The 18,862-nt window shown below is 62.2% G+C and carries 18 protein-coding genes; 4 read left to right on the top strand and 14 right to left on the bottom strand.

The annotated features are described in order from the left end of the window. Nucleotides 1-283: 283 nt before the first annotated feature. The 9 genes from IEX16_RS00155 to IEX16_RS00115 all read right to left on the bottom strand — a co-directional run bounded on the left by IEX16_RS00155 (nt 284) and on the right by IEX16_RS00115 (nt 10,097). A complete protein-coding gene (locus IEX16_RS00155; protein WP_229676124.1) occupies nt 284-1,156 on the bottom strand; it encodes a DMT family transporter in 873 nt (290 codons plus the stop codon). 78 nt (nt 1,157-1,234) lie between these two features. Further along, a complete protein-coding gene (locus IEX16_RS00150; protein ID WP_188705375.1) occupies nt 1,235-2,845 on the bottom strand; it encodes a gamma-glutamyltransferase family protein in 1,611 nt (536 codons plus the stop codon). A 47-nt stretch (nt 2,846-2,892) separates the two neighbouring features. Next, complete coding sequence (locus tag IEX16_RS00145) at nt 2,893-3,873, bottom strand: Bug family tripartite tricarboxylate transporter substrate binding protein (RefSeq protein ID WP_188705373.1); 981 nt, start codon at nt 3,871-3,873, stop codon at nt 2,893-2,895. 115 nt (nt 3,874-3,988) lie between these two features. Continuing rightward, nucleotides 3,989-5,500 (bottom strand): tripartite tricarboxylate transporter permease, encoded by a 1,512-nt coding sequence (locus IEX16_RS00140; protein ID WP_188705371.1) that lies wholly within the window; start codon nt 5,498-5,500, stop codon nt 3,989-3,991. Nucleotides 5,501-5,510: 10 nt separating this feature from the next. Beyond that, the gene (locus IEX16_RS00135; RefSeq protein WP_188705368.1) at nt 5,511-5,999 is read right to left on the bottom strand and encodes a tripartite tricarboxylate transporter TctB family protein; all 489 of its coding nucleotides are present in this window, start codon (nt 5,997-5,999) and stop codon (nt 5,511-5,513) included. Between the two features lie 146 nt (nt 6,000-6,145). Further along, entirely contained in the window at nt 6,146-7,966 is a 1,821-nt protein-coding gene (gene tfpB, locus IEX16_RS00130) for a type IV pilus assembly ATPase TfpB (protein ID WP_229676093.1), read from the bottom strand. 14 nt (nt 7,967-7,980) lie between these two features. Then, nucleotides 7,981-8,745, bottom strand: a complete 765-nt coding sequence (locus IEX16_RS00125) for a spermine/spermidine synthase domain-containing protein (protein ID WP_188705366.1) — start codon at nt 8,743-8,745, stop codon at nt 7,981-7,983. A 6-nt stretch (nt 8,746-8,751) separates the two neighbouring features. After that, nucleotides 8,752-9,252, bottom strand: a complete 501-nt coding sequence (locus tag IEX16_RS00120) for a DNA-deoxyinosine glycosylase (protein WP_188705364.1) — start codon at nt 9,250-9,252, stop codon at nt 8,752-8,754. After that, complete coding sequence (locus IEX16_RS00115) at nt 9,246-10,097, bottom strand: TatD family hydrolase (RefSeq protein ID WP_188705362.1); 852 nt, start codon at nt 10,095-10,097, stop codon at nt 9,246-9,248. The genes IEX16_RS00120 and IEX16_RS00115 overlap by 7 nt, the downstream gene beginning before the upstream one ends. 136 nt (nt 10,098-10,233) lie before the next feature. On the opposite strand from IEX16_RS00115, the gene IEX16_RS00110 reads away from it, so the two are divergent. The 4 genes from IEX16_RS00110 (at nt 10,234) to IEX16_RS00095 (ending at nt 14,447) form a co-directional block, all read left to right on the top strand. After that, entirely contained in the window at nt 10,234-11,145 is a 912-nt protein-coding gene (locus IEX16_RS00110; protein WP_188705361.1) for a S1C family serine protease, read from the top strand. Nucleotides 11,146-11,157: 12 nt separating this feature from the next. Further along, nucleotides 11,158-12,168 carry an AAA family ATPase gene (locus IEX16_RS00105; protein ID WP_188705359.1) on the top strand — a complete coding sequence of 337 codons (1,011 nt, stop codon included), beginning with the start codon at nt 11,158-11,160 and terminating at the stop codon, nt 12,166-12,168. 185 nt (nt 12,169-12,353) lie between these two features. Next, nucleotides 12,354-13,367: a DUF58 domain-containing protein gene (locus tag IEX16_RS00100; protein ID WP_188705357.1), complete on the top strand. Its 1,014-nt coding sequence runs from the start codon at nt 12,354-12,356 to the stop codon at nt 13,365-13,367. Between the two features lie 24 nt (nt 13,368-13,391). Further along, nucleotides 13,392-14,447 carry a VWA domain-containing protein gene (locus IEX16_RS00095; RefSeq protein ID WP_188705355.1) on the top strand — a complete coding sequence of 352 codons (1,056 nt, stop codon included), beginning with the start codon at nt 13,392-13,394 and terminating at the stop codon, nt 14,445-14,447. 649 nt (nt 14,448-15,096) lie between these two features. On the opposite strand, the gene IEX16_RS00090 is transcribed toward IEX16_RS00095, so the two are convergent. The 5 genes from IEX16_RS00090 to lolD all read right to left on the bottom strand — a co-directional run bounded on the left by IEX16_RS00090 (nt 15,097) and on the right by lolD (nt 18,861). Continuing rightward, a complete protein-coding gene (locus IEX16_RS00090; protein ID WP_188705353.1) occupies nt 15,097-16,308 on the bottom strand; it encodes a hypothetical protein in 1,212 nt (403 codons plus the stop codon). A 14-nt stretch (nt 16,309-16,322) separates the two neighbouring features. Further along, on the bottom strand, nt 16,323-17,078 hold the full coding sequence (locus tag IEX16_RS00085) for a hypothetical protein (RefSeq protein ID WP_188705351.1): 756 nt from the start codon (nt 17,076-17,078) through the stop codon (nt 16,323-16,325). A 33-nt stretch (nt 17,079-17,111) separates the two neighbouring features. After that, nucleotides 17,112-17,696, bottom strand: a complete 585-nt coding sequence (locus IEX16_RS00080; protein ID WP_188705348.1) for a hypothetical protein — start codon at nt 17,694-17,696, stop codon at nt 17,112-17,114. Nucleotides 17,697-17,736: 40 nt separating this feature from the next. Further along, complete coding sequence (locus IEX16_RS00075; RefSeq protein WP_188705346.1) at nt 17,737-18,012, bottom strand: J domain-containing protein; 276 nt, start codon at nt 18,010-18,012, stop codon at nt 17,737-17,739. Nucleotides 18,013-18,177: 165 nt separating this feature from the next. Further along, a complete protein-coding gene (lolD, locus tag IEX16_RS00070; RefSeq protein ID WP_188705344.1) occupies nt 18,178-18,861 on the bottom strand; it encodes a lipoprotein-releasing ABC transporter ATP-binding protein LolD in 684 nt (227 codons plus the stop codon). Between the last annotated feature and the right edge of the window lies 1 nt (nt 18,862).

The raw sequence follows: 18,862 nt of genomic DNA, 5'->3' as shown, positions 1-18,862 counted from the left end.
TCGGCTGCGCTCCTCGGCCCAGCCCGACGGGTGGCGAGGGGGAAAACAAACGCGAACTCCGCATACCGAACTCAAATCCGGAGTGCATGAAGCGCGAAGCGCTTCATGCGCGGGAATCCCAAGCGGCTGTCATGTTTGCACGCAAGCGCAGCACACGCGGCCTAATGAAGTCCCCCTCCATCGCCCAGCGGGGCGAGGGAGGGGCTAGGGGTGGGAGTGGGGAGTTACGCCTACTGTCGAAGACGAACCGGGAACGCAGCGTGATGCAAAAATCGATCGTAAATTATTTGCCCGATCGGCTGAACACAAAAATCCCCGCAATGACCAGAACCGTCCCCGCCGCCACCCAAGCGGTGAACGGCTCACCGAGAATCAGCACGCCCATCAGGATGGTGGACATCGGGCCGACCATGCCGGCCTGCGAAGCCATGCTGGCGCCTATGCGTTCGATCGCCATCATCACCATCAGCACCGGCGCCACCGTACACAAGGTGGCATTGAGCAGCGACAGCCAGATCACCTCGGGCGCCACCGCTGCGGCACTGAGCGGCCTGAGCAGTACAAACTGCAGCAGGCAGAATAGACAGGCCACCGTGCTGGCCAGGCCGACCAGCCGCAGGGCGCCCAGGCGTTTGACCATCTCACCGCTGTAAACCAGGTAAAGCGCATAACTGACGGCACTCAGGATCACCAGCAAGGCGCCCCAGGCGGTGTCCGGCCCGCTCAGCGTGACTTCCTGGCCGAACACCAGCACCACGCCGCCGTAACTGATGGCCATGCCGATGATTTGCGCGCGGGTGACCGGCCTGCGGTAAAGCACCAGCCCGAGCAACAGCACCAGGGTCGGGTTGAGATAGAGGATGAGCCGCTCCAGCGAGGCGGTGATGTAGGCCAGGCCGGCGAAGTCGAGAAAACTCGCCAGGTAATACCCGGTGAAACCCAGCCACAGCACGCCCAGCCAGTCTTTCCGCGTCAACGCCGCCTTGCCCCGGCTGGCCCACCAGGCCATCAGCGCGAAGATCGGCAGCGCAAACAGCATGCGGTACATGATCAGCGTGACGGCATCGACGCCATAGCGGTAGGCGAGCTTGACGATGATCGCCTTGCCGCTGAAAAAGATCGCGCCCAAGGTCGCCAGCAGCAGCCCGGTCGCTATGCTTTTGGTAGCTACTGGCGACCGTTGGGCATGGGCTGGAGGCGGTTTTTTCTCTTGATTGTCGGGCAAGGCGATGGTTTAGAAACCGACGGCCTGGCCGTCGCGCCGGGCGTCGCTGGCCGCGATGTAACCTTCAACGCTGGGGTCTCCGGCGCGCCAGATAAACTGGCCGGCGCCGAAGTCCTGGTAGGAGTCGTTGATGACTTCCATGCGGTGGCCGCGATCGGCCAGGCCCTGCACGGTCCGCGGGTCCATCGCCGCCTCGACATTGATTTCATAACCGGCGTTGTAGCGCCAGCGCGGTGCATCACAGGCCACCTGCGGGCTTTGTTGGTAGTCGAGCATGCGCACCAGCGTTTGCATGTGGCCCTGCGGTTGCATGTTGCCGCCCATCACGCCATAAGACATGACCGCCTGGCCGTCTTTGGTGAGGAAAGCCGGAATGATGGTGTGGAAAGGCCGCTTGCCCGGCGCGACCTGGTTGGCACCTTGCTGCAGGCTGAAAGCGTGGCCGCGGTTTTGCAGGCTGATGCCGAACTCCGGTTCGACGCAGCCTGAGCCGAAACCCATGTAGTTGCTCTGGATGAAACTGACCATCATGCCGTTTTCATCGGCAGCGGTCAGGTAAATCGTGCCGCCCTTGACCGGGTTGCCGGCGCCGAAGTCCTGGGCTTTTTTCATGTCGATGAGTTTGGCACGCGAGGCGAGGTAGGCGTCATCGAGCATCTGATCGACACTCACCGCCATGGCCGATGGCTCGGCCACGTATTTGTAGACATCGGCAAAAGCCAGCTTCATGGCCTCGATCTGCAGGTGCTGTGAATCAACACCATCGATCGGCAAGCCGGCGACGTCAAATTTTTCCAGAATGCCCAGCGCGATCAAGGCAGCGATGCCCTGGCTGTTGGGCGGGATCTCGTGCAGGGTGTAGCCGCGGTAGTCCTTGGCGATGGGTTTGACCCACTCCGGCTTGTAATTCTCAAAATCTTTGGCCGTGATGCTGCCGCCATTTTGCGCAGAAAATTTTTCGATGGCATGAGCGATCTCGCCGCCGTAATAGGCCGAGCCCTTGCTCTGCGCGATGGCGCGCAAGGCCTTGCCGGCCGCCTTGAACTGAAACAGCTCGCCGACATTCGGCGCGCGGCCCCAGGGCAGAAAGGACTGCGCGAACCCCGGTTGGCCTTTCAACTCGTCGGTCGCCGCCGCCCATTTTTGCTGCACCACCGGCGGCAGCAGGTAGCCGCGCTCGGCGATCTCGATGGCCGGCTCCACCAGGTCGGCAAAAGGCAGCTTGCCGAAACGCTCGCTCATCGCTACCCAGCTCGCCACCGCGCCGGGGACGCTGACCGAATCCATGCCGCGCTTGGGCGGAGTTTGCGCGTCGGCGCCGTATTTCTTGCTGAAATAGTCCGGGGTCCAGCTCTGGGGCGCGCGACCGGAAGCATTGAGTCCGTGCAGCTCCTTGCCGTCCCAGATCAGCGCAAAGGCATCGCTGCCCAGACCGTTGCTGACCGGCTCGACCATCGTCATCGCCGCCGCGGCGGCTATCGCTGCGTCCACCGCATTGCCACCCTTGAGCAGCATGCGCAGACCGGCCTGCGCGCCCAGCGGATGGGAAGTGGACACCACATTGCGTGCGAAAAGCGGAAGCCGGGTTGAGGTGTAGGGGTTGGTGTAATTGAAGTTCATGGTTGCTTGAAAAGTAAGCGGTGCCTGGTCAGACACCGTGTGCACGGTCACTCGGTGCTGATCTTGCGTTCTGAAATGATTTTTTTCCACTTCGCGTTGTCGGCCTTGACCATCGCGGCAAAGGCCGCAGGCGTGCCGCCGGTGGGCTCGGCGCCCAGCCGGGCAAAACGCTCTTTCACGTCAGCATCGGACAGCGCCGCATTCATCGCCTGGTTCACCCGGGCAGTCAGCTCGGCGTTGAGGCCCTTGGGGCCGTAGACGCCAAACCAGGTTACCGACTCGAAGCCCGGAAGGCTCTCGGACACCGTCGGCAGATCGGGCGCCAGCGCCGTACGTTTGAGGCTGGTCACCCCCAGGGCACGCAGCTTGCCATCCTTGACGTGCGGCATACCGGTGACAAAAGAGTCAAACAGCACATCGAGCTTTCCGCTGATCAGGTCCGGCATCGCCAGGGCCGTGCCGCGGTAGGGAATGTGAAGAATGAAGGTGTTGGACTGTGCCTTGAAGTACTCGGTGGTCAGGTGCACGATGGTGCCATTGCCGCTGGATGCGTAATTCAGTTGCCCCGGATTTTTACGCGCATGGGCCATGAACTCCCTCATGTCTCTGGCCGGCGAAGCGTTGGGTACCAACACGATGTTGGGCGAACTAGCCACATAGGCGATCGGGGTGAAATCCGTTTCGGCGTTGTAAGGAATCTTCGGGTTGATGGCCGGGCCTATGCTGTGTGTGCTGGAAGTCGCCAGCAGCAGCGTATAACCATCGGGCGCCGCTTTGGACGCAGCGTCGGCGCCTATCGTGCCGCCAGCGCCGGGCCGGTTATCCACCACCACAGTCTGACCGATTTTTTCTCCGAGCTTTTGCGACAGCGCGCGCGCCAGGATATCGGTCGCGCCACCGGCTGGAAACGGAACAATCATGCGAATGGGCTTGTTGGGATAAGCCCCACCGCCCAACGCCGTCTGCGCGGACACTGAAGAAGCCGTGGCAACAACCAGGACCGCAAGAATAATATGTATACGTTTCATCCGTGAGATTGTGAACCATTTCGAGATTTGAAGGAGACACGGGTGCATCGCAACAGCCGGCCCTTGGGTCATGAAAAAAGGCGCCCGAAGGCGCCTTTTTAGGCGAGAGAGAACATCATTCCTCGACGAAGGCCTCTTGCCGCTTGTTCTTCACGGCCGGCAGCAGCACGATCACCAGAAGCAGCGCCCCGACCGCAAGCAAACCCGCGGAAATCGGACGTGTCACAAACACACTCCAGTCACCCCGCGAGAGCAGCAGCGCACGGCGCAGGTTTTCTTCCATCATCGGGCCCAGGATGAAGCCTAGCAGCAAGGGTGCTGGTTCCGCACCCAGCTTGATGAAGATGTAGCCGATGACACCAAAAATCGCGACCATCCAGATGTCCCAGGTGTTGTTGTTGGTCGAATAAACACCAATCGCGCAGAACAGCACAATCGCAGGAAACAACAAGCGGTAGGGGATGGTCAGCAACTTGATCCAGATGCCGATCAGCGGCAGATTCAGAATCACCAGCATGGCGTTACCGATCCACATCGAGGCGATCAGGCCCCAGAACAGCTCAGGGTTGCTGGTCATCACCTGCGGGCCCGGCTGGATGTTGTGGATGGTCATGGCACCGACCATCAGCGCCATGACGGCGTTGGGGGGAATGCCCAGTGTCAGCAGCGGAATAAAAGAGGTTTGCGAGCCGGCATTGTTGGCCGATTCAGGCGCCGCGACGCCGCGAATATTGCCCTGACCGAAAGGTACTTCGCCCGGCCTGCCCTTGATTTTCTTTTCCAGGGTGTAGGCCGCAAAGGCCGACAGCAAGGCACCTCCGCCAGGAAGAATACCGAGGGCCGAACCCAGCGCCGTACCGCGCAGCACAGCAGGCGCCATGTCCTTGAAGTCCTGCTTGGTGGGCATCAGGCCTGACACCTTGGCGGTGAACACTTCGCGTTCATGCTCGGGTTGGGCCAGGTTGCTGATGATCTCACCGTAGCCGAACACACCCATGGCAATTACGACAAAGCCGATGCCATCAGTCAATTCAGGAACGTCGAAGCTGAAACGCGCCACGCCGGAGTTCACATCGGTGCCGATCAGGCCCAGCAGCAAGCCCAGAACAATCATGCCCACCGCCTTGAGCAGCGAGCCAGAAGCCAGCACCACGGCGCCGATCAGGCCCAGCACCATCAACGAGAAGTACTCGGCAGGGCCGAATTTGAAGGCCAGTTCGGTCAGCGGCGGGGCGAACGCCGCAATGATCAGCGTACCGACGCTACCTGCAAAAAACGACCCCAGACCTGCCGCAGCCAGCGCTGGCCCCGCTCGCCCTTTTCGGGCCATCTGGTAGCCGTCGATACAGGTCACCACCGACGACGATTCGCCCGGCAGGTTGACCAAAATGGCAGTGGTAGACCCACCATACTGCGAGCCGTAATAAATACCGGCCAACATGATAAGCGCAGACACCGGCGGCAAGGCATAGGTGGCGGGCAGCAGCATGGCGATGGTCGCCACTGGGCCGATGCCGGGCAATACCCCAATCAGCGTGCCCAGCACGACACCGAAAAAGGCGTACATCAGGTTGATTGGCGTGAAAGCAACGCCAAAACCCAGGGACAAATTTGCAATCAGATCCATTTTCTTTTCCTTAGCCGGTGATGAAAGCAGGCCACACCGGGAACTGCAGCTTGAGCGCCATGACAAAAGCCGCGTAACTGCCGACGGCCAGGACTGTGGCAAGAATCAGGGTGGTCCTGAATTTCCAGCCGGCCTCGGCCATGCTGGCGACAAACACCAGGGCGTAGATGGCAATCACCATGCCAAACGCCGGGATGCCGAGCGCGGGAACACCGGCCAGCAAAATGCCGAAAATCACGTTGGCACCGATCACGTAGACCAGCGGTTTCCAGGCGATTTTGCCGATCTTGCCGCCGCCTTCAGTCTCCACCACCAGCGAGGTGAAGGTGACGATGGCGCCGATCACGGCCATCAGAATGCCCAGCATCAGCGGAAAGTAGCCTGGCCCCATGCGGGCGCCGGTGCCGACGTTGTAGGTGCTGGCACCCCAGGCAAACGCCAGGCCCAAGCCCATGAACATCAGCCCGCAAAAGAAGTCTTTTTGACTCTTGATATGCACGGTTTGTCTCCTGTAATAGAAATAATGGATCGATGGATTGTGCATGGGATCGACCCTGCGCGGCATGTGGCTTTCACTTACGCAAAAAAGTGGAAAAATCTGTACGAGTCGCGGCCGGGACAGGCAAAACCTGTCATTGTTCTTCTTCAGGACATCGGCGGTGTGGTGGAAAGGATCTCCTCGATCGTGGTCACGCCCCCGGCCACCTTGAGCGCACCGGCCAGCCGCAGTGGTCGCATGCCGTCCGTCACCGCCTGACGCCGCAGCGCGTCAATGTTGGGTTCTTTGGTGACCTTGTCTTTGAAAGCTTCGGTCACCGTCAGCAGCTCGTACAGCCCCATCCGGCCCATGAAACCGGTCATGCGGCAATCGACGCAGCCCACGGGCTTGTAAGGCTGGTAGCCACCGTTGATCTGCCAGGGTTTGACGATTTCCGCCAGCGCTTCGCGCGAACTGCCTTCGTCTTTTTCGCGGCATTGGGCGCACAGGGTGCGCACCAGGCGCTGGGCCAGCACACCCAGCAAGGTGGCATTGATCAGGTATGACGGCACACCGAGCTCCATCAGGCGCGACACCGCCGAGGGCGCGTCGTTGGTATGCAGCGTGCTGAACACCAGGTGCCCGGTCAGTGCGGCCTGCACCGCCATCTCTGCAGTCTGCAGGTCGCGGATCTCGCCGACCATGATGATGTCCGGGTCCTGCCGCATCAAGGCCCGCAGCCCTTCAGGGAAATCAAAATCCAGGTGCGCCTGCACCTGCGTCTGGTTGAAGGCCGGCTCGATCATCTCGATCGGATCTTCAATGGTGCTGACGTTGACTTCTTCCGTAGCGATGCGCTTAAGGGTCGAATACAGCGTGGTCGTTTTGCCGGACCCCGTGGGCCCGGTAACCAGCACGATGCCGTAAGGCCGTTTGACGAGTTGCTCCCAGCGGGTCGCATCGTGCTGCGAAAAACCCAGCGCATCGAGGTCCTTGACCGTGGTGTCGGGGTCAAAAATCCGCATCACCATTTTTTCGCCAAAGGCCGTCGGCAGGGTCGACAAACGCATCTCGACCTCGTCGCCGCGCGGGTTGCGGGTCTTGATACGGCCGTCCTGTGGGCGGCGCTTTTCGACCACGTCCATGCGGCCCAGCAGCTTGATGCGCGCGGTCATGGCGTTGTGCACACCCATGGGCATCTGGTAAACCGGGTGCAACACGCCGTCAATGCGGAAGCGGATCACGCCCTGGTCGCGCCGCGGCTCCAGATGGATGTCGCTGGCGCGCTGGTCAAAGGCGTATTGCCAGAGCCAGTCCACCACCTGCACCACGCCCTGGTCGTTGGCGTCTAGCTGCTTGTTGCTCTTGTTGAGCTCCACCAGCTGTTCAAAACTCGCGGCACCGCTGCTGCCGCCGGCCTTCATGGCCGCCTTGACCGACTTGGCCAGCGCAAAAAATTCTGCCGTGTAGCGCGCAATCTCCGTCGGGTTGGCCACCACCAGCCGCACGCTGCGTTTGGCCTGGCGCTCAACCTCGGACACCCAGTCGGTGATGAAGGGCTCGGAGGTCGCAATCACCACTTCGGACGTGGTTACCTGCACCGGCAGCACCTTGTGGCGCTCGGCATACACGGCCGACATGGTGTCGGCCACCTTACCCACGTCGACCTTGAGCGGATCAATCCGCAAATAGCTTAGCCCGGCGCGGCCAGCCAGCCATTGAGCAATGGTCTCGATGTCCAGCGGTTTGCCGTCAGCCACCCGGGTCATGCTGACACTGGCCAGCCGGATCAGCGGATGCTGGGCGCTTTGCACCTGCGCGCAACGAGCGATGGTGCGCTGCGCCTCGGCGGCCGAGATCACCCCGTCTTCACTCAGCCATTCGACCAGGCGGCGCCAATCCAGCGGTCCCACCGGGACGGGTTTGCCAGTCGTTTCAGGGCGGGGTTTGGCGGGCGTGGCGGGCGTGGCGGGCGTGGCGGGGCGCATGGGGGCACTTTAACTCAGCACACGGGCTTGAACAGCCGTAGCCATTTTTTGGCGGGCAGGCAAAAGCGCGATTCAATTTCGTCAGCTCTCTGCACCAATTCGGGGCGATCAGGCCGACTCGGCTCGCGCTGCGCCGCAACAACCGTGTTGCCTTCACGCGTTGGCTTGAAGGCCCAGACCGACTCCGGGCCGAAAACTTCGGCAATTTTTTCAAGAGAGCGCAAGTAGCTGGAATCGCGGCCAAACAGGTTGACCGTCATCACGCCGTCCTCGCTGAGCGCCTCGCGGCAATCGGCATAGAAGGCCTCGCTGTCGAGCACCGGCGCCGCAGCCTCATGGTCGTACAGGTCTACCTGCAGCACATCAACCCGGCCCTGGTGCAGGGGGTGGCGAATTTCCTGCGCCGCATCGGCCAGGATGACCTTCAGGCGCGCATCGTCCTTCGGCAGCTTGAACCAAAGCCGGCACGCGGCAATGACCTGCGGATTGAGCTCCACGGCGGTGGTTTTCATCTTCAACTTTTTGTAGCAGAACTTGGTCAGTGCCGCTGAGCCCAGGCCCAATTGCATCGCGTGCCGCGCGGCCACCGCCGTCGGCTCGACAAACAGCAGCCAAGCCATCATGCGCTGGACGTACTCAAGTTCGATGTCAAAAGGTTTGTCCAGCAACATCGAACCCTGGACCCACTCGGTGCCCAGATGCAGGTAACGGACGTCGCCGAAGTCGGAAAAGTTGACCTCAGGCAGGTCAAGCGGGGGGTCGGTGTCTTTGCGGGCCATCGTCAGTCAGTCGGTCAGTTGGTGTTTTTCAAAAATCTCACGCCAGGCCGCGAGTTTGCGCGCGAAGGACCAGGAAGCGTTGGCCGGGCTGGTGGATGGCAGCCTGTAGACCGGCACACCCAGCAGCGAAGTGTGGCGGGAATGTTTGAAGCTTTCTCCACCATTGTGGGCGATCGCTTCAAGCTGCGGGCACAGCTGCTGCAGCGCCGCAAAATCATTGACCACCGGCTTGCGGATGCGACTGTCCAGGCTGCCCTCACGCTCGCAGGCCGCGTACACGTCCCAGACGCCGAGCTTTCTGTCCAACAGCCATTCGCTACGAATTTGATAGCTATCCACGCCCGCCGGACATGGGCCGGAGGGCCAAATGGCTTGCAAAATCCGCCAGAACTGGTTTTGTGGGTGGCCGTAGTATTGCTGCGCCGCCAGCGAAGCCACGCCCGGAAAACTGCCCAGAATCAGCAGCCGGGTCTGGTCGGACACCAGCGGTGGCAGGCCGGTCAGCATGCCAGCAACTGCTTCAACCGGGGCAGTGCCGACAGGGCATTGGCGGTGCTGGCTGCGGCCAGTTCATCGACAGTCAGGCCGCGCAGTTGCGCCAACACAGCAGCAATCCGCGGCAACTCGGCCGGCTCGTTGCGGCCCTGGGCCTGACCTTGCGCGCGCTGTTCAGCGGTGGTGTACAGCCAGTGCGGAGGAATATCGGGCGCGTCCGTTTCAAGCACCAGTGCGGACAACGGCAGTTCAGCCGCCAGGCGTCGCAACTGCAGCGCGCGCTCGAAAGTCACCGCACCGCCGAAACCGAGCTTGAGGCCCAGCTTGATGAATTCGCCGGCCTGCTGCGCGCTGCCATTGAAGGCGTGGCCTATGCCATGCCAGCCCAGGCCTGGCGGAGCCAGTTCACGCAGATGTTTGAGCAGCCGGTCGGCCGAACGCCGCACATGAAGGATCACCGGCAGGCCATGTTTGCGCGCCAGCAAAAGCTGCTCACGGTAAAAATGCTCCTGGCGCTCGCGCAACGGGCTTTCACTGAGCTCGGGCACAAAATAGTCGAGCCCGATTTCGCCCACCGCCACCAGCCGCGGGTCTGAGCGCCGCAGCGCCAATTCAGCGTCCAGCAGGGCCAGGTCACCGTCCTCCGCCTGCTTGACATAAAGCGGGTGAATCCCCAGGGCATAACTGTCGCCAAACTGGTGCGCCAGTTCCCGCACCGCCGCAAAGTTGAACACCCCGACCGCTGGCAGCACGCAAAGTGCCACCCCCGCAGCGGCAGCCCGTGCGCGCATGGCGGCGCGGTCGCCGGCAAACTCTGCAGCATCGAGGTGGCAATGGGTATCTATCCAGACAGACATGAACCAATGATGCCTCAATCGTCAGGGGCATCTTCCGGGAAAATGCCCCCGCGCATGACCGAACAATATGCAGAGATGCACAAGACGTGATACCGTGCATCGTCAGTCCAGAAAATAATATTTACAGGTGACAAGGATGCGCAGGCCAGTCCGCTACAGCAGCTCCAGCAGACCCTCCACGGACACGGCGCGCGAACCGCCCGCCGCTGTGGCCGCGCCGGCCACGCCCCCGCCGGCCCTGTCGCCCGCCTCCCGCTTCTTCTCGCTCTCCAATCCGCGCCTGCTCTGGTCGGCACTGTTGATGATGACCGCCCTGCTGTGTCTGAGCCTGTCGCTGTCGCTGCGGACCATGCCGCGCAAGCTGACCCAGGACGACATCAACGCCGCCGTACTCAAGACCCTGGAAACCACACAGCTGCCGTCGGCGGTGGCCAGGGCCTATGACGCGATCCGTCCCTCGGTGGTGCGCGTGATGTCTTACGGCAAAAGCAAGGACGGCAAGGAAGACGTGGAATTCGGCGTCGGCACTGGCGTGGTGATCGTTGACAAGGGCATCATCCTGACCAACCTGCACGTGGTGCAGGGCGCGCATACCATCAAGGTGGTGTTTGCCGACGGGCTGGAGTCCACGGCGCACATCACCGGCCTGCAGCCGGAAAACGACCTGGCGGTGCTGCAGGCGCACACCATCCCCGACGACATGATTGCGGCGACAATGCGCTCGACCGGCGACCTCGCGCCCGGAGACCATGTGCTGGCTGTCGGCTACCCCTTTGGCATCGGGCCTTCGGCCTCGTCCGGCGTGATCTCCGGCCTCAAACGCACCTTCCGCTCGCCCGAAGGCAAGCAGGACATCCGCAACCTGATCCAGTTCGACGCGGCCGCCAACCCCGGCAACTCGGGCGGACCGCTGGTCACCATGGACGGTGAGGTGGTCGGCATCGTCACCGCCATCCTGAACCCCAACCAGCAGCGCAGTTTTGTCGGCATTGCGTTTGCGGTACCAATTGAAAACGCCGCTGCGGCCGTCGGCCTGACCCCTTTCTAAGGACCCGCACCCATGCAAGCACAGTCACCCTCGCAGGACGCCCACACCGCGCAACTGATGGAGCAAATCCTCTACGAAGTCAAACGCGTGGTGGTCGGTCAGGACCGTTTCCTGGAACGAGTAATGGTCGCCATCCTGGCCCAGGGCCACCTGCTGGTTGAAGGGGTACCCGGCCTGGCCAAGACCCTGACCGTCAAGACGCTGGCCAACACTATCCAGGGCAATTTCAAGCGCATCCAGTTCACGCCCGATCTGGTGCCGGCCGACCTGGTGGGCACACGCATCTACAACCAGAAGACCGGTGACTTCAGCACCTCGCTGGGCCCGGTCTTCACCAACCTGCTGCTGGCCGACGAGATCAACCGCGCGCCCGCCAAGGTGCAAAGCGCACTACTGGAAGTGATGCAGGAGCGCCAGGTCACGATTGCTGGTGAAACGCACAAGGTGCCCGAGCCCTTCCTCGTCATGGCGACGCAGAACCCGATCGAGACCGAAGGGACCTACCCGCTGCCCGAGGCGCAGGTGGACCGCTTCATGATGAAGGTGCTGGTGGACTACCCGAGCGACGAGGAAGAGTTCGTGATTGTCCAGCGCGTGATCGGCCCGGCTGTCGCGGTCAGCAGCGTAGCGACCACCGAGCAACTCGCCGAGTTGCAGCGCGAGTGTCGCCGTGTTTATGTGGACCCTTCGCTCATTCAATATGCGGTGCGCCTGGTGTCGGCCACCCGCACGCCTGAAAAACACGGTCTTAAGGAGCTGGAGCGCTTCATCACCTTCGGCGCCAGCCCGCGCGCCACCATCAACCTGACCGAAGGCGCACGCGCGCTGGCCATGTTGCGCGGCCGCACCTATGCGCTGCCTGAAGACATGACCGACCTGGTTCCCGATGTGCTGCGACACCGGCTGGTGCTGTCTTACGAAGCGCTGTCCGAAGGACTGGACGCCGACACCGTGGTCGCCAAAATCATGGCCAAGGTGCCGGCGCCAGCAAGACCGCTTGAACATGAAAAACTGGTGGCGTAGATATGCGGCCCCCACGATCGCTCGCTGCGCGTAGCTCTCTGCCCCCCGAGGGGGCGCTGCGCCTGCAGCCCGGCAAAGCCGGTTCTGCGGCCCTGGCTGGTCTGGATCGAAGCCCACATTCGCGCAACTCCGTTCGTCCTGAGACTGTCGAAGGATGGCCCTGAAGGGCGTGACTTCCATTGATCATGAAAAATTGGTTTCGCAAATCTGAACAACCCGAAGCGGCCGAGGCCTCCGTCCGGGCATCGGCGCAGCCACTTGTGGGCGCCGAACATGTTTTGCGCCGCCTGGAGTGGACCGTGCTGCGCCGGCTAGACGGCCTGCTGCAGGGCGACTACCGCACGCTGATGCGTGGCACCGGCATGGACCTGGCCGACCTGCGCGAGTACCAGCATCACGACGACGTGCGCCACATCGACTGGAACGTCACTGCGCGTTTGCAGCTGCCGCATGTGCGCGTGTTCACCGAAGACCGCGAGATGGCCAGTTGGTTTTTGCTGGACCTGAGTCCTTCGGTTGATTTCGGGTCCGGCAACCAGCGAAAAAGCCAGGTCTCGGCTGAATTCGTCACCGTGCTGGCGCGCATGCTCACGCGTCACGGCAACCGCGTCGGCGCCATGCTTTACGGCAGCGGCGTGGACACCGTGCTGCCCGCGCGTGGCGGCCGGCCACATGTGCTGCACATGTTGCATGCGATGCAGACACGCCCCGAGCCCACCGGCAGCACCACGACGCGGCTGGACGACCTGCTGCGCTCGGCTGCCAGACTGCTGCGCCGGCGCTCGACGGTGTTTGTGGTGTCGGATTTCATCAGCGAGCCGGGCTGGGAAAAAACCCTGGGCCAACTGGCCCAGCGTCACGAGGTGGTCGCCGTGCGCCTGCTCGACCCACTGGAGCTGGAACTGCCCGACCTCGGCCTGATCCCGATCCGCGATGCCGAAACCGGCGAGCAGTTGCTGGTGGACACCCACGATGCGGGCTTTCGCAAACGCTTCACGCGTATCGCCGCGCAGCGTGAAGCCGATCTGCGACAGGCGCTGATGCGTGCCGGTGTCGATGCGCTGGAGTTGTCCACCGACGGCGACCTGGTGGACGCCATCATGCGTTTTACCGAACTTCGCAAGCGCCGCGGCCAGTCGTCCGGCGCCGCCGGCAAAGGCCAGCGCAAGCTGCCCGACCATCTCAAGGCGGCCGCCTGAGCGCGGCCCGCAGAAGTCCCTTCCATGAACTCACCCGTCAACTTTCTCTGGCCCCAGTTTCTCTGGTTGATGCTGGCGCTACCGCTGCTGATCCTGCTGTATGTCTGGCTGCTGCGGCGCAAGAAAAAGATGGCGCTGCGTTATGCCAGCCTGTCCATCGTGCGCGAAGCCATGGGCGCCGGGCAGACCTTCCGGCGCCACATCCCGCCGCTGCTTTTTTTGCTGGCCATGGCGGCGATGCTGCTGGCCGCGGCACGGCCGTTTGCGGTGATTACCCTGCCATCTCAGCAGGAAACCATCATCCTCGCGATGGACGTGTCCGGCAGCATGCGTGCTACCGATGTTCTGCCGAACCGGCTGGTTGCTTCGCAAAACGCAGCCAAGGCCTTTCTGGTCGAGCTGCCGCGCAGCGTGCGTGTCGGGATCGTGGCTTTTGCCGGCACCGCGTCAGTGGTGCAGCCGGCCACCCTGAGCCGGGAAGACCTGGTGACGGCGATTGACAAGTTCCAGATGCAACGCGCCACCGCCATCGGCAATGCCATCGTGGTGTCACTGGGTGAGTTGCTTCCCAACGCCGGTATTGATCTGGCGTCGCTGACCTACGGGCGCAACCGCAGCAGCGGCGTCGCCATCGATCAGGTGCCCAAGGAGCCCAAAAAGGACTTCACCCCGGTCGCACCCGGCTCCTACGGTTCCGGCGCCATCATCCTGCTGACGGACGGCCAGCGAACCACCGGCGTGGACCCGCTGGAGGCGGCGAAGATTGCCGCTGACCACGGCGTGCGTGTCTACACCGTGGGGGTGGGGACGGTTGACGGCGAAACCATCGGTTTTGAAGGCTGGTCCATGCGCGTCAAGCTCGACGAGGAAACCCTCAAGGCCATCGCCACCAAAACCCAGGGCCAGTACTTCTACGCCGGTACTGCGGCTGACTTGAAAAAGGTTTATGAAACTCTGAGCTCGCGGCTCACCGTCGAGAAGAAAGAGACCGAAATATCCGGCCTGCTGGCCCTCGCTGCGGCGGTGCTGGCTTTGCTGTCGGCCTCGCTGTCGATGCTGTGGTTTAACCGGGTTCTTTGAATCCGCTTCCTGCCTGCTCCGGCATCACGCTGCGCCTGCGGTCCGTTCTGGACAGTAGGTCTGACTCCCCACTTCCACCCCTAACCCCTCCCTCGCCCCGCTGGGCGATGGAGGGGGACTTCATTTGGCTACGTGTGCTGCGCTCGCGTGCAAACATGGCTGTCTGTTGGGATTCCTGCAGAAGAAGCGCTGCGCGCTTCTTCTGCTCCGGATTCTGTCTCTGGTATTTGGTTTTCTCTGCCACCCGTCGGGTTGGGCCGAGGAGCACAGTCGAAAACGGATCAGGACGAGCGATTGTTTGAGCCAAAGGCGAGTTCGAGCTCGACCCCATTTTCGGCGAGCACCGTAGGTTGCCCGCAGCGAAACGGAGGGACCCAGACCATCGGGTCGCCTTCTCTTTGCTTACTTTCTCTTGGCGAAGCAAGAGAAAGTGAGTCGCCCGCCGGGGCGAGACCCGGCTTGTTCGCAAACTCGCATGCTACGAAGTAGATAAGTAGTTCGCCCATATGGATCCCGGATCAAGTCCGGGATGACAGTCAGCGCAATGAATTCGCTATAAATTCAATAGCTTCTCACACATACGGGACAAGGGCTGGAGCGCGAAATACCTAATGAAAAAACGTGTTTCGCCACCCCAGCCGCAAATCGTCTATGTCACATGACATTCCCGCCGCAGCAGCGCCAGCGCGTCGTTCAGCGCGTGTACCGCATCGCTTTCCAGCGTGGCCTGCGCTTCGTCCACAAAAGCCTCCCACAAGCTGGCATACGCGTCCTGGTGCTGCACCGGCGCATGGTCCGCGATGTACTGGTGCGCCAGCGCCGGGTGGAAGCCGGACTTGCGGATTTTGCGCAGCAGCGCCGTGGCACTTTTTTCGGCCAGCATGGTTTTGGGCGTGGAACCGGCCGCCACGCAAAGGAACAGGGTCAGCAGCGAACCGTCGTCGGCATTGCCGCCGGTGACCTTGTTCCAGGCCGTGGATGCCGCGCGGTCATGGTGATCGACCTCGGCCAGAGCATCTTCGATCCAGAAGTAACGCCCCATGAAAGCCGGGCTGCGGTCGAACAAAATGCGCACCGGCAAGGCGGCATCGAGGATTTTGGGCGCGTCGGCCATCACCGACTGGCGCGCCGCCTCCACCACCGCCCGCAGGTGGGCTGGCAGTTTTTTAGGAACGGCAAGCGGTAGCGCAGCCGGCTCCGCCGCGTGTTTTTTGCGCAGGGCGACGATCATTTTTTCAAACGCGGGCCAGTCGGGCATCTCGGTGCGGCCAGAAGCCAAAACCAGCAAGGCGCTGCGAATGACGGCCTCGGCATCCTTGCCCGCCTCTTCGAGGTCGGCCGCATCCATGCCGAGCTCGCCGGCCAGCCACAGGGCCGCATCCACCACCTGCGCTACCTGGCTGCGCCGGGCGAGTTCGGCCTGGTAATCGGTCAGGCTGCGCAGCGACCATTTGGCCAGCAGCGGAATGTGTTCGTCGCTGAAGCCGCCGCGCTCATTCATGCCGAAGTGGCTGTTCTGCGGCATGGCAATCAGGGCCTTGAGCATGTCCGAACCGCCCTTGGAGCGCGACAACAGCGAAAAATCGCGCAGCGACTCGGCCCCCTGCTGGACGTCGCCGTCGCAACTGCTTTCCAGGTACAGGCTGATCAGGTTGACCATGCGGTCGCGGGCTTTTTCAAGCTCAGGGCGCAGGAACTCGTTGCCGAAATAACGCGCAATCTGCACCAAACCCTTGGGGCCCTCGACCCGCATGGCCTCGATTTTTTCGGGGCCGATGATGCCGTGTACCACGCCATGCTGCAACGCCTTTTCGAAAAAAGGTCGGGCGTCGTAAAGCGAAACGGCAGAAGGCGAAGACATGGGAGGGTGCAAGTTCAGATCGCCGATTCCTCGTCGGACTCACGCGCCGTCGGTGTGGCCTTGCCCCGATCGGTGTCGCCGGTCTCGACCTTGCCGTCGTCCTCGCTATCTTCTTCATCTTCCTCGTCGGAAGCGGCTGCCTGGTGCGCACTGACCTTGGCCCGCAGCACCATCAGCATTTCAATGAACAGGTCCGGCAATTCGTAACGCAGTATCCACGCGAGCTGCATCCAGTCGCGGTCGGCGATTTCATCCTGCTGAATACGCGGCCGCTCGTAGGCAGAGGCCAGCAGCGCAGACTGCGACAACATCTTGCCGTACTCGTCGGCCGGATCAAAACTGCCGCTGCGCGCAAAACCCTCGACCCGGCTCCACTGGTCGGAGAAGTAGTCGGCCAGGGCTTCAGCGCCACCATCGAGGTCACCAATGGCCGTAAGGAATTCCACCGGCTCCGCATCCTCCCGAAAGATCACCGCATTGACCATGCCGCGCAGATGGGTGCGGGTCAGGTCCTTGTAGAGTTTTTCGATCACCACGGCGCGGGCGAACTGGGCGGGCGACACCAGCAGGCCGACCACAGACTCGCGGGAGTTGTCGTACTCACGGATCACCGCCAGCACGTCCTTGGGCGGCAACTGCTCCAGCACCACCATCAGCGCGCCATCCCCTTCGGCATCGGCCAGTTCCACCAGGGCCGACTCGGCACCCACGATATCGCCGGCCGCAATCAGGCTTTGGGTTTTTTCGATCAGGGCGAGATGTTTGCTCATCAGGGTTTCACTTTCTGGCTCATGGCGCTTGCTTCAGTCTTTCTGGTCGAAGCCCTGCTGGACCAGCCAGTCGGCACCGGCTTCCTGGCGTGCGCGGGCATCGCTGCCCTGGCCGCCCTCGCCATCGTCCTCAAAAATCACCAGTTCATCGTCGCCATCCTGGTCGCTGTTGTCGTCCTCATCCTCATCCTCATCGCCGTCTTGGTCGCTGACGATGATGCCGGCAGCGACCGGCAGGCCGGCCATGTATTCCAGACCGGCAGCCAGCGTCAGGAATTTGTCACCACCGGGCGCCTGCAAAACGATATCGGCCAGGTCCTGGGCCCAGGGCAGGAGGGCAAAATCGCCGGCCAAACTGTTCAACGACGGAAAGCTGGCCTCGTCATGCGTGAGCAAGTGCTCCATCACGGACTTGTTTGTGAAGTCGAAACCCCGGTGAAACACGACAGCGACCATCTCCGGACTGATGTCCATCATCTGGACGAGAAAGGCGATCTGCTGGCGTTTACCAGCCAGTCGCTGCTGCAACACGTCGCGCCCTTCGGAGTCGAAACGCAGGTCATCAATTTCGGACTGGTAGGCCGAGCGCAGGTCGAGAAAATAGGGAGAGATGCTCATGCAGCCGAGTGTTTCATCAATTTTTCCTTGCCAGGGCGGCTCACACGAGCGGGTTCAAATAATCGGCCCAGATGACACGCGCCGTGTCTATCGGGCTGTCGAGCAGGTTGCGACGGCGGTTGTCGTCATAAGCCTCGCGCTTGTCCGCGTCAGCCAACACTTCATAGGCCTGCTGCACCGCCCGAAAACGATCAGCCGCCTGGGGATGGGAGTTTTTGTCCGGGTGCCAGAAAGAGGCTTGCTGGCGAAAGGCTTTTTTGACGTCGGCCAGCGTTGCTGCACTGTTCAGGCCGAGGGCGGTGTAATGGTCGGTCATGCGAGGGTGGCTTGTCCTGGACCGCAGGCAGGAAGCTGCACGGCATGTTGAAAAACTGGTGCTCCCGGGGACGCGAGGGCGTACCGGGAGACTGTCGGATTATGCACTTCCGGTCGTTTTGGCGATCAGCAGCCGCAAATTGACCCTGCCGCAGGCCGTCCCGCCTTATTCCCAGGCCGACAGGCGCCCGGACACCAGGCGGAAACGCCGTCCACAGCGCGCCGCCAGCGTTTCATCATGCGTCACCATCACAAAGGCCGTGCCGTGTTCACGCGCCAGTTGCAGCATCAGCTCGAACACACCGTCGGCGGTAGAACGATCCAGGTTACCGGTCGGCTCGTCGGCCAGCACGCAAGCCGGCCGCGTGACCAGTGCGCGCGCAATGGCCACCCGCTGGCGCTCGCCGCCCGACAGTTCTGCGGGGCGGTGGTGAATGCGGTCTTTCAGGCCCACGCTGGCGAGCATGGCCGTAGCGGTTTGCGCCGCCTTCTCGCGATCCTGGCGCCGTATCCACAGCGGCATGGCGACGTTGTCGAGCGCGCTGAACTCCGGCAGCAGGTGATGGAACTGGTAGACAAAACCCAGGTGCTGGTTGCGCAGCTCGCCCTGTTCGGTGGGCGAGAGCGAAGACATCAACTGCCCCTTGAGCTCGACCTGCCCACTGGTCGGCGCATCCAGCCCACCCATCAAGTGCAGCAAGGTGCTTTTGCCGGAGCCGGAAGCGCCAACGATGGCCAGGGTCTCGCCGGCCATCACCTGCAGGTCCACACCGTGCAGCACGGTCAGGTCGATCGGGCCCTCGTGGAAACGTTTGGTCAGACCTTGCGCCTTCAAAACTGCATCACTCATA

Source organism: Polaromonas eurypsychrophila (genome assembly GCF_014641715.1).
Classification (GTDB): Bacteria; Pseudomonadota; Gammaproteobacteria; order Burkholderiales; family Burkholderiaceae_C; genus Polaromonas; species Polaromonas eurypsychrophila.
The sequence above is the reverse complement of the archived record's forward strand: the minus strand, read 5'-3'. Positions and strand labels throughout refer to the sequence as shown.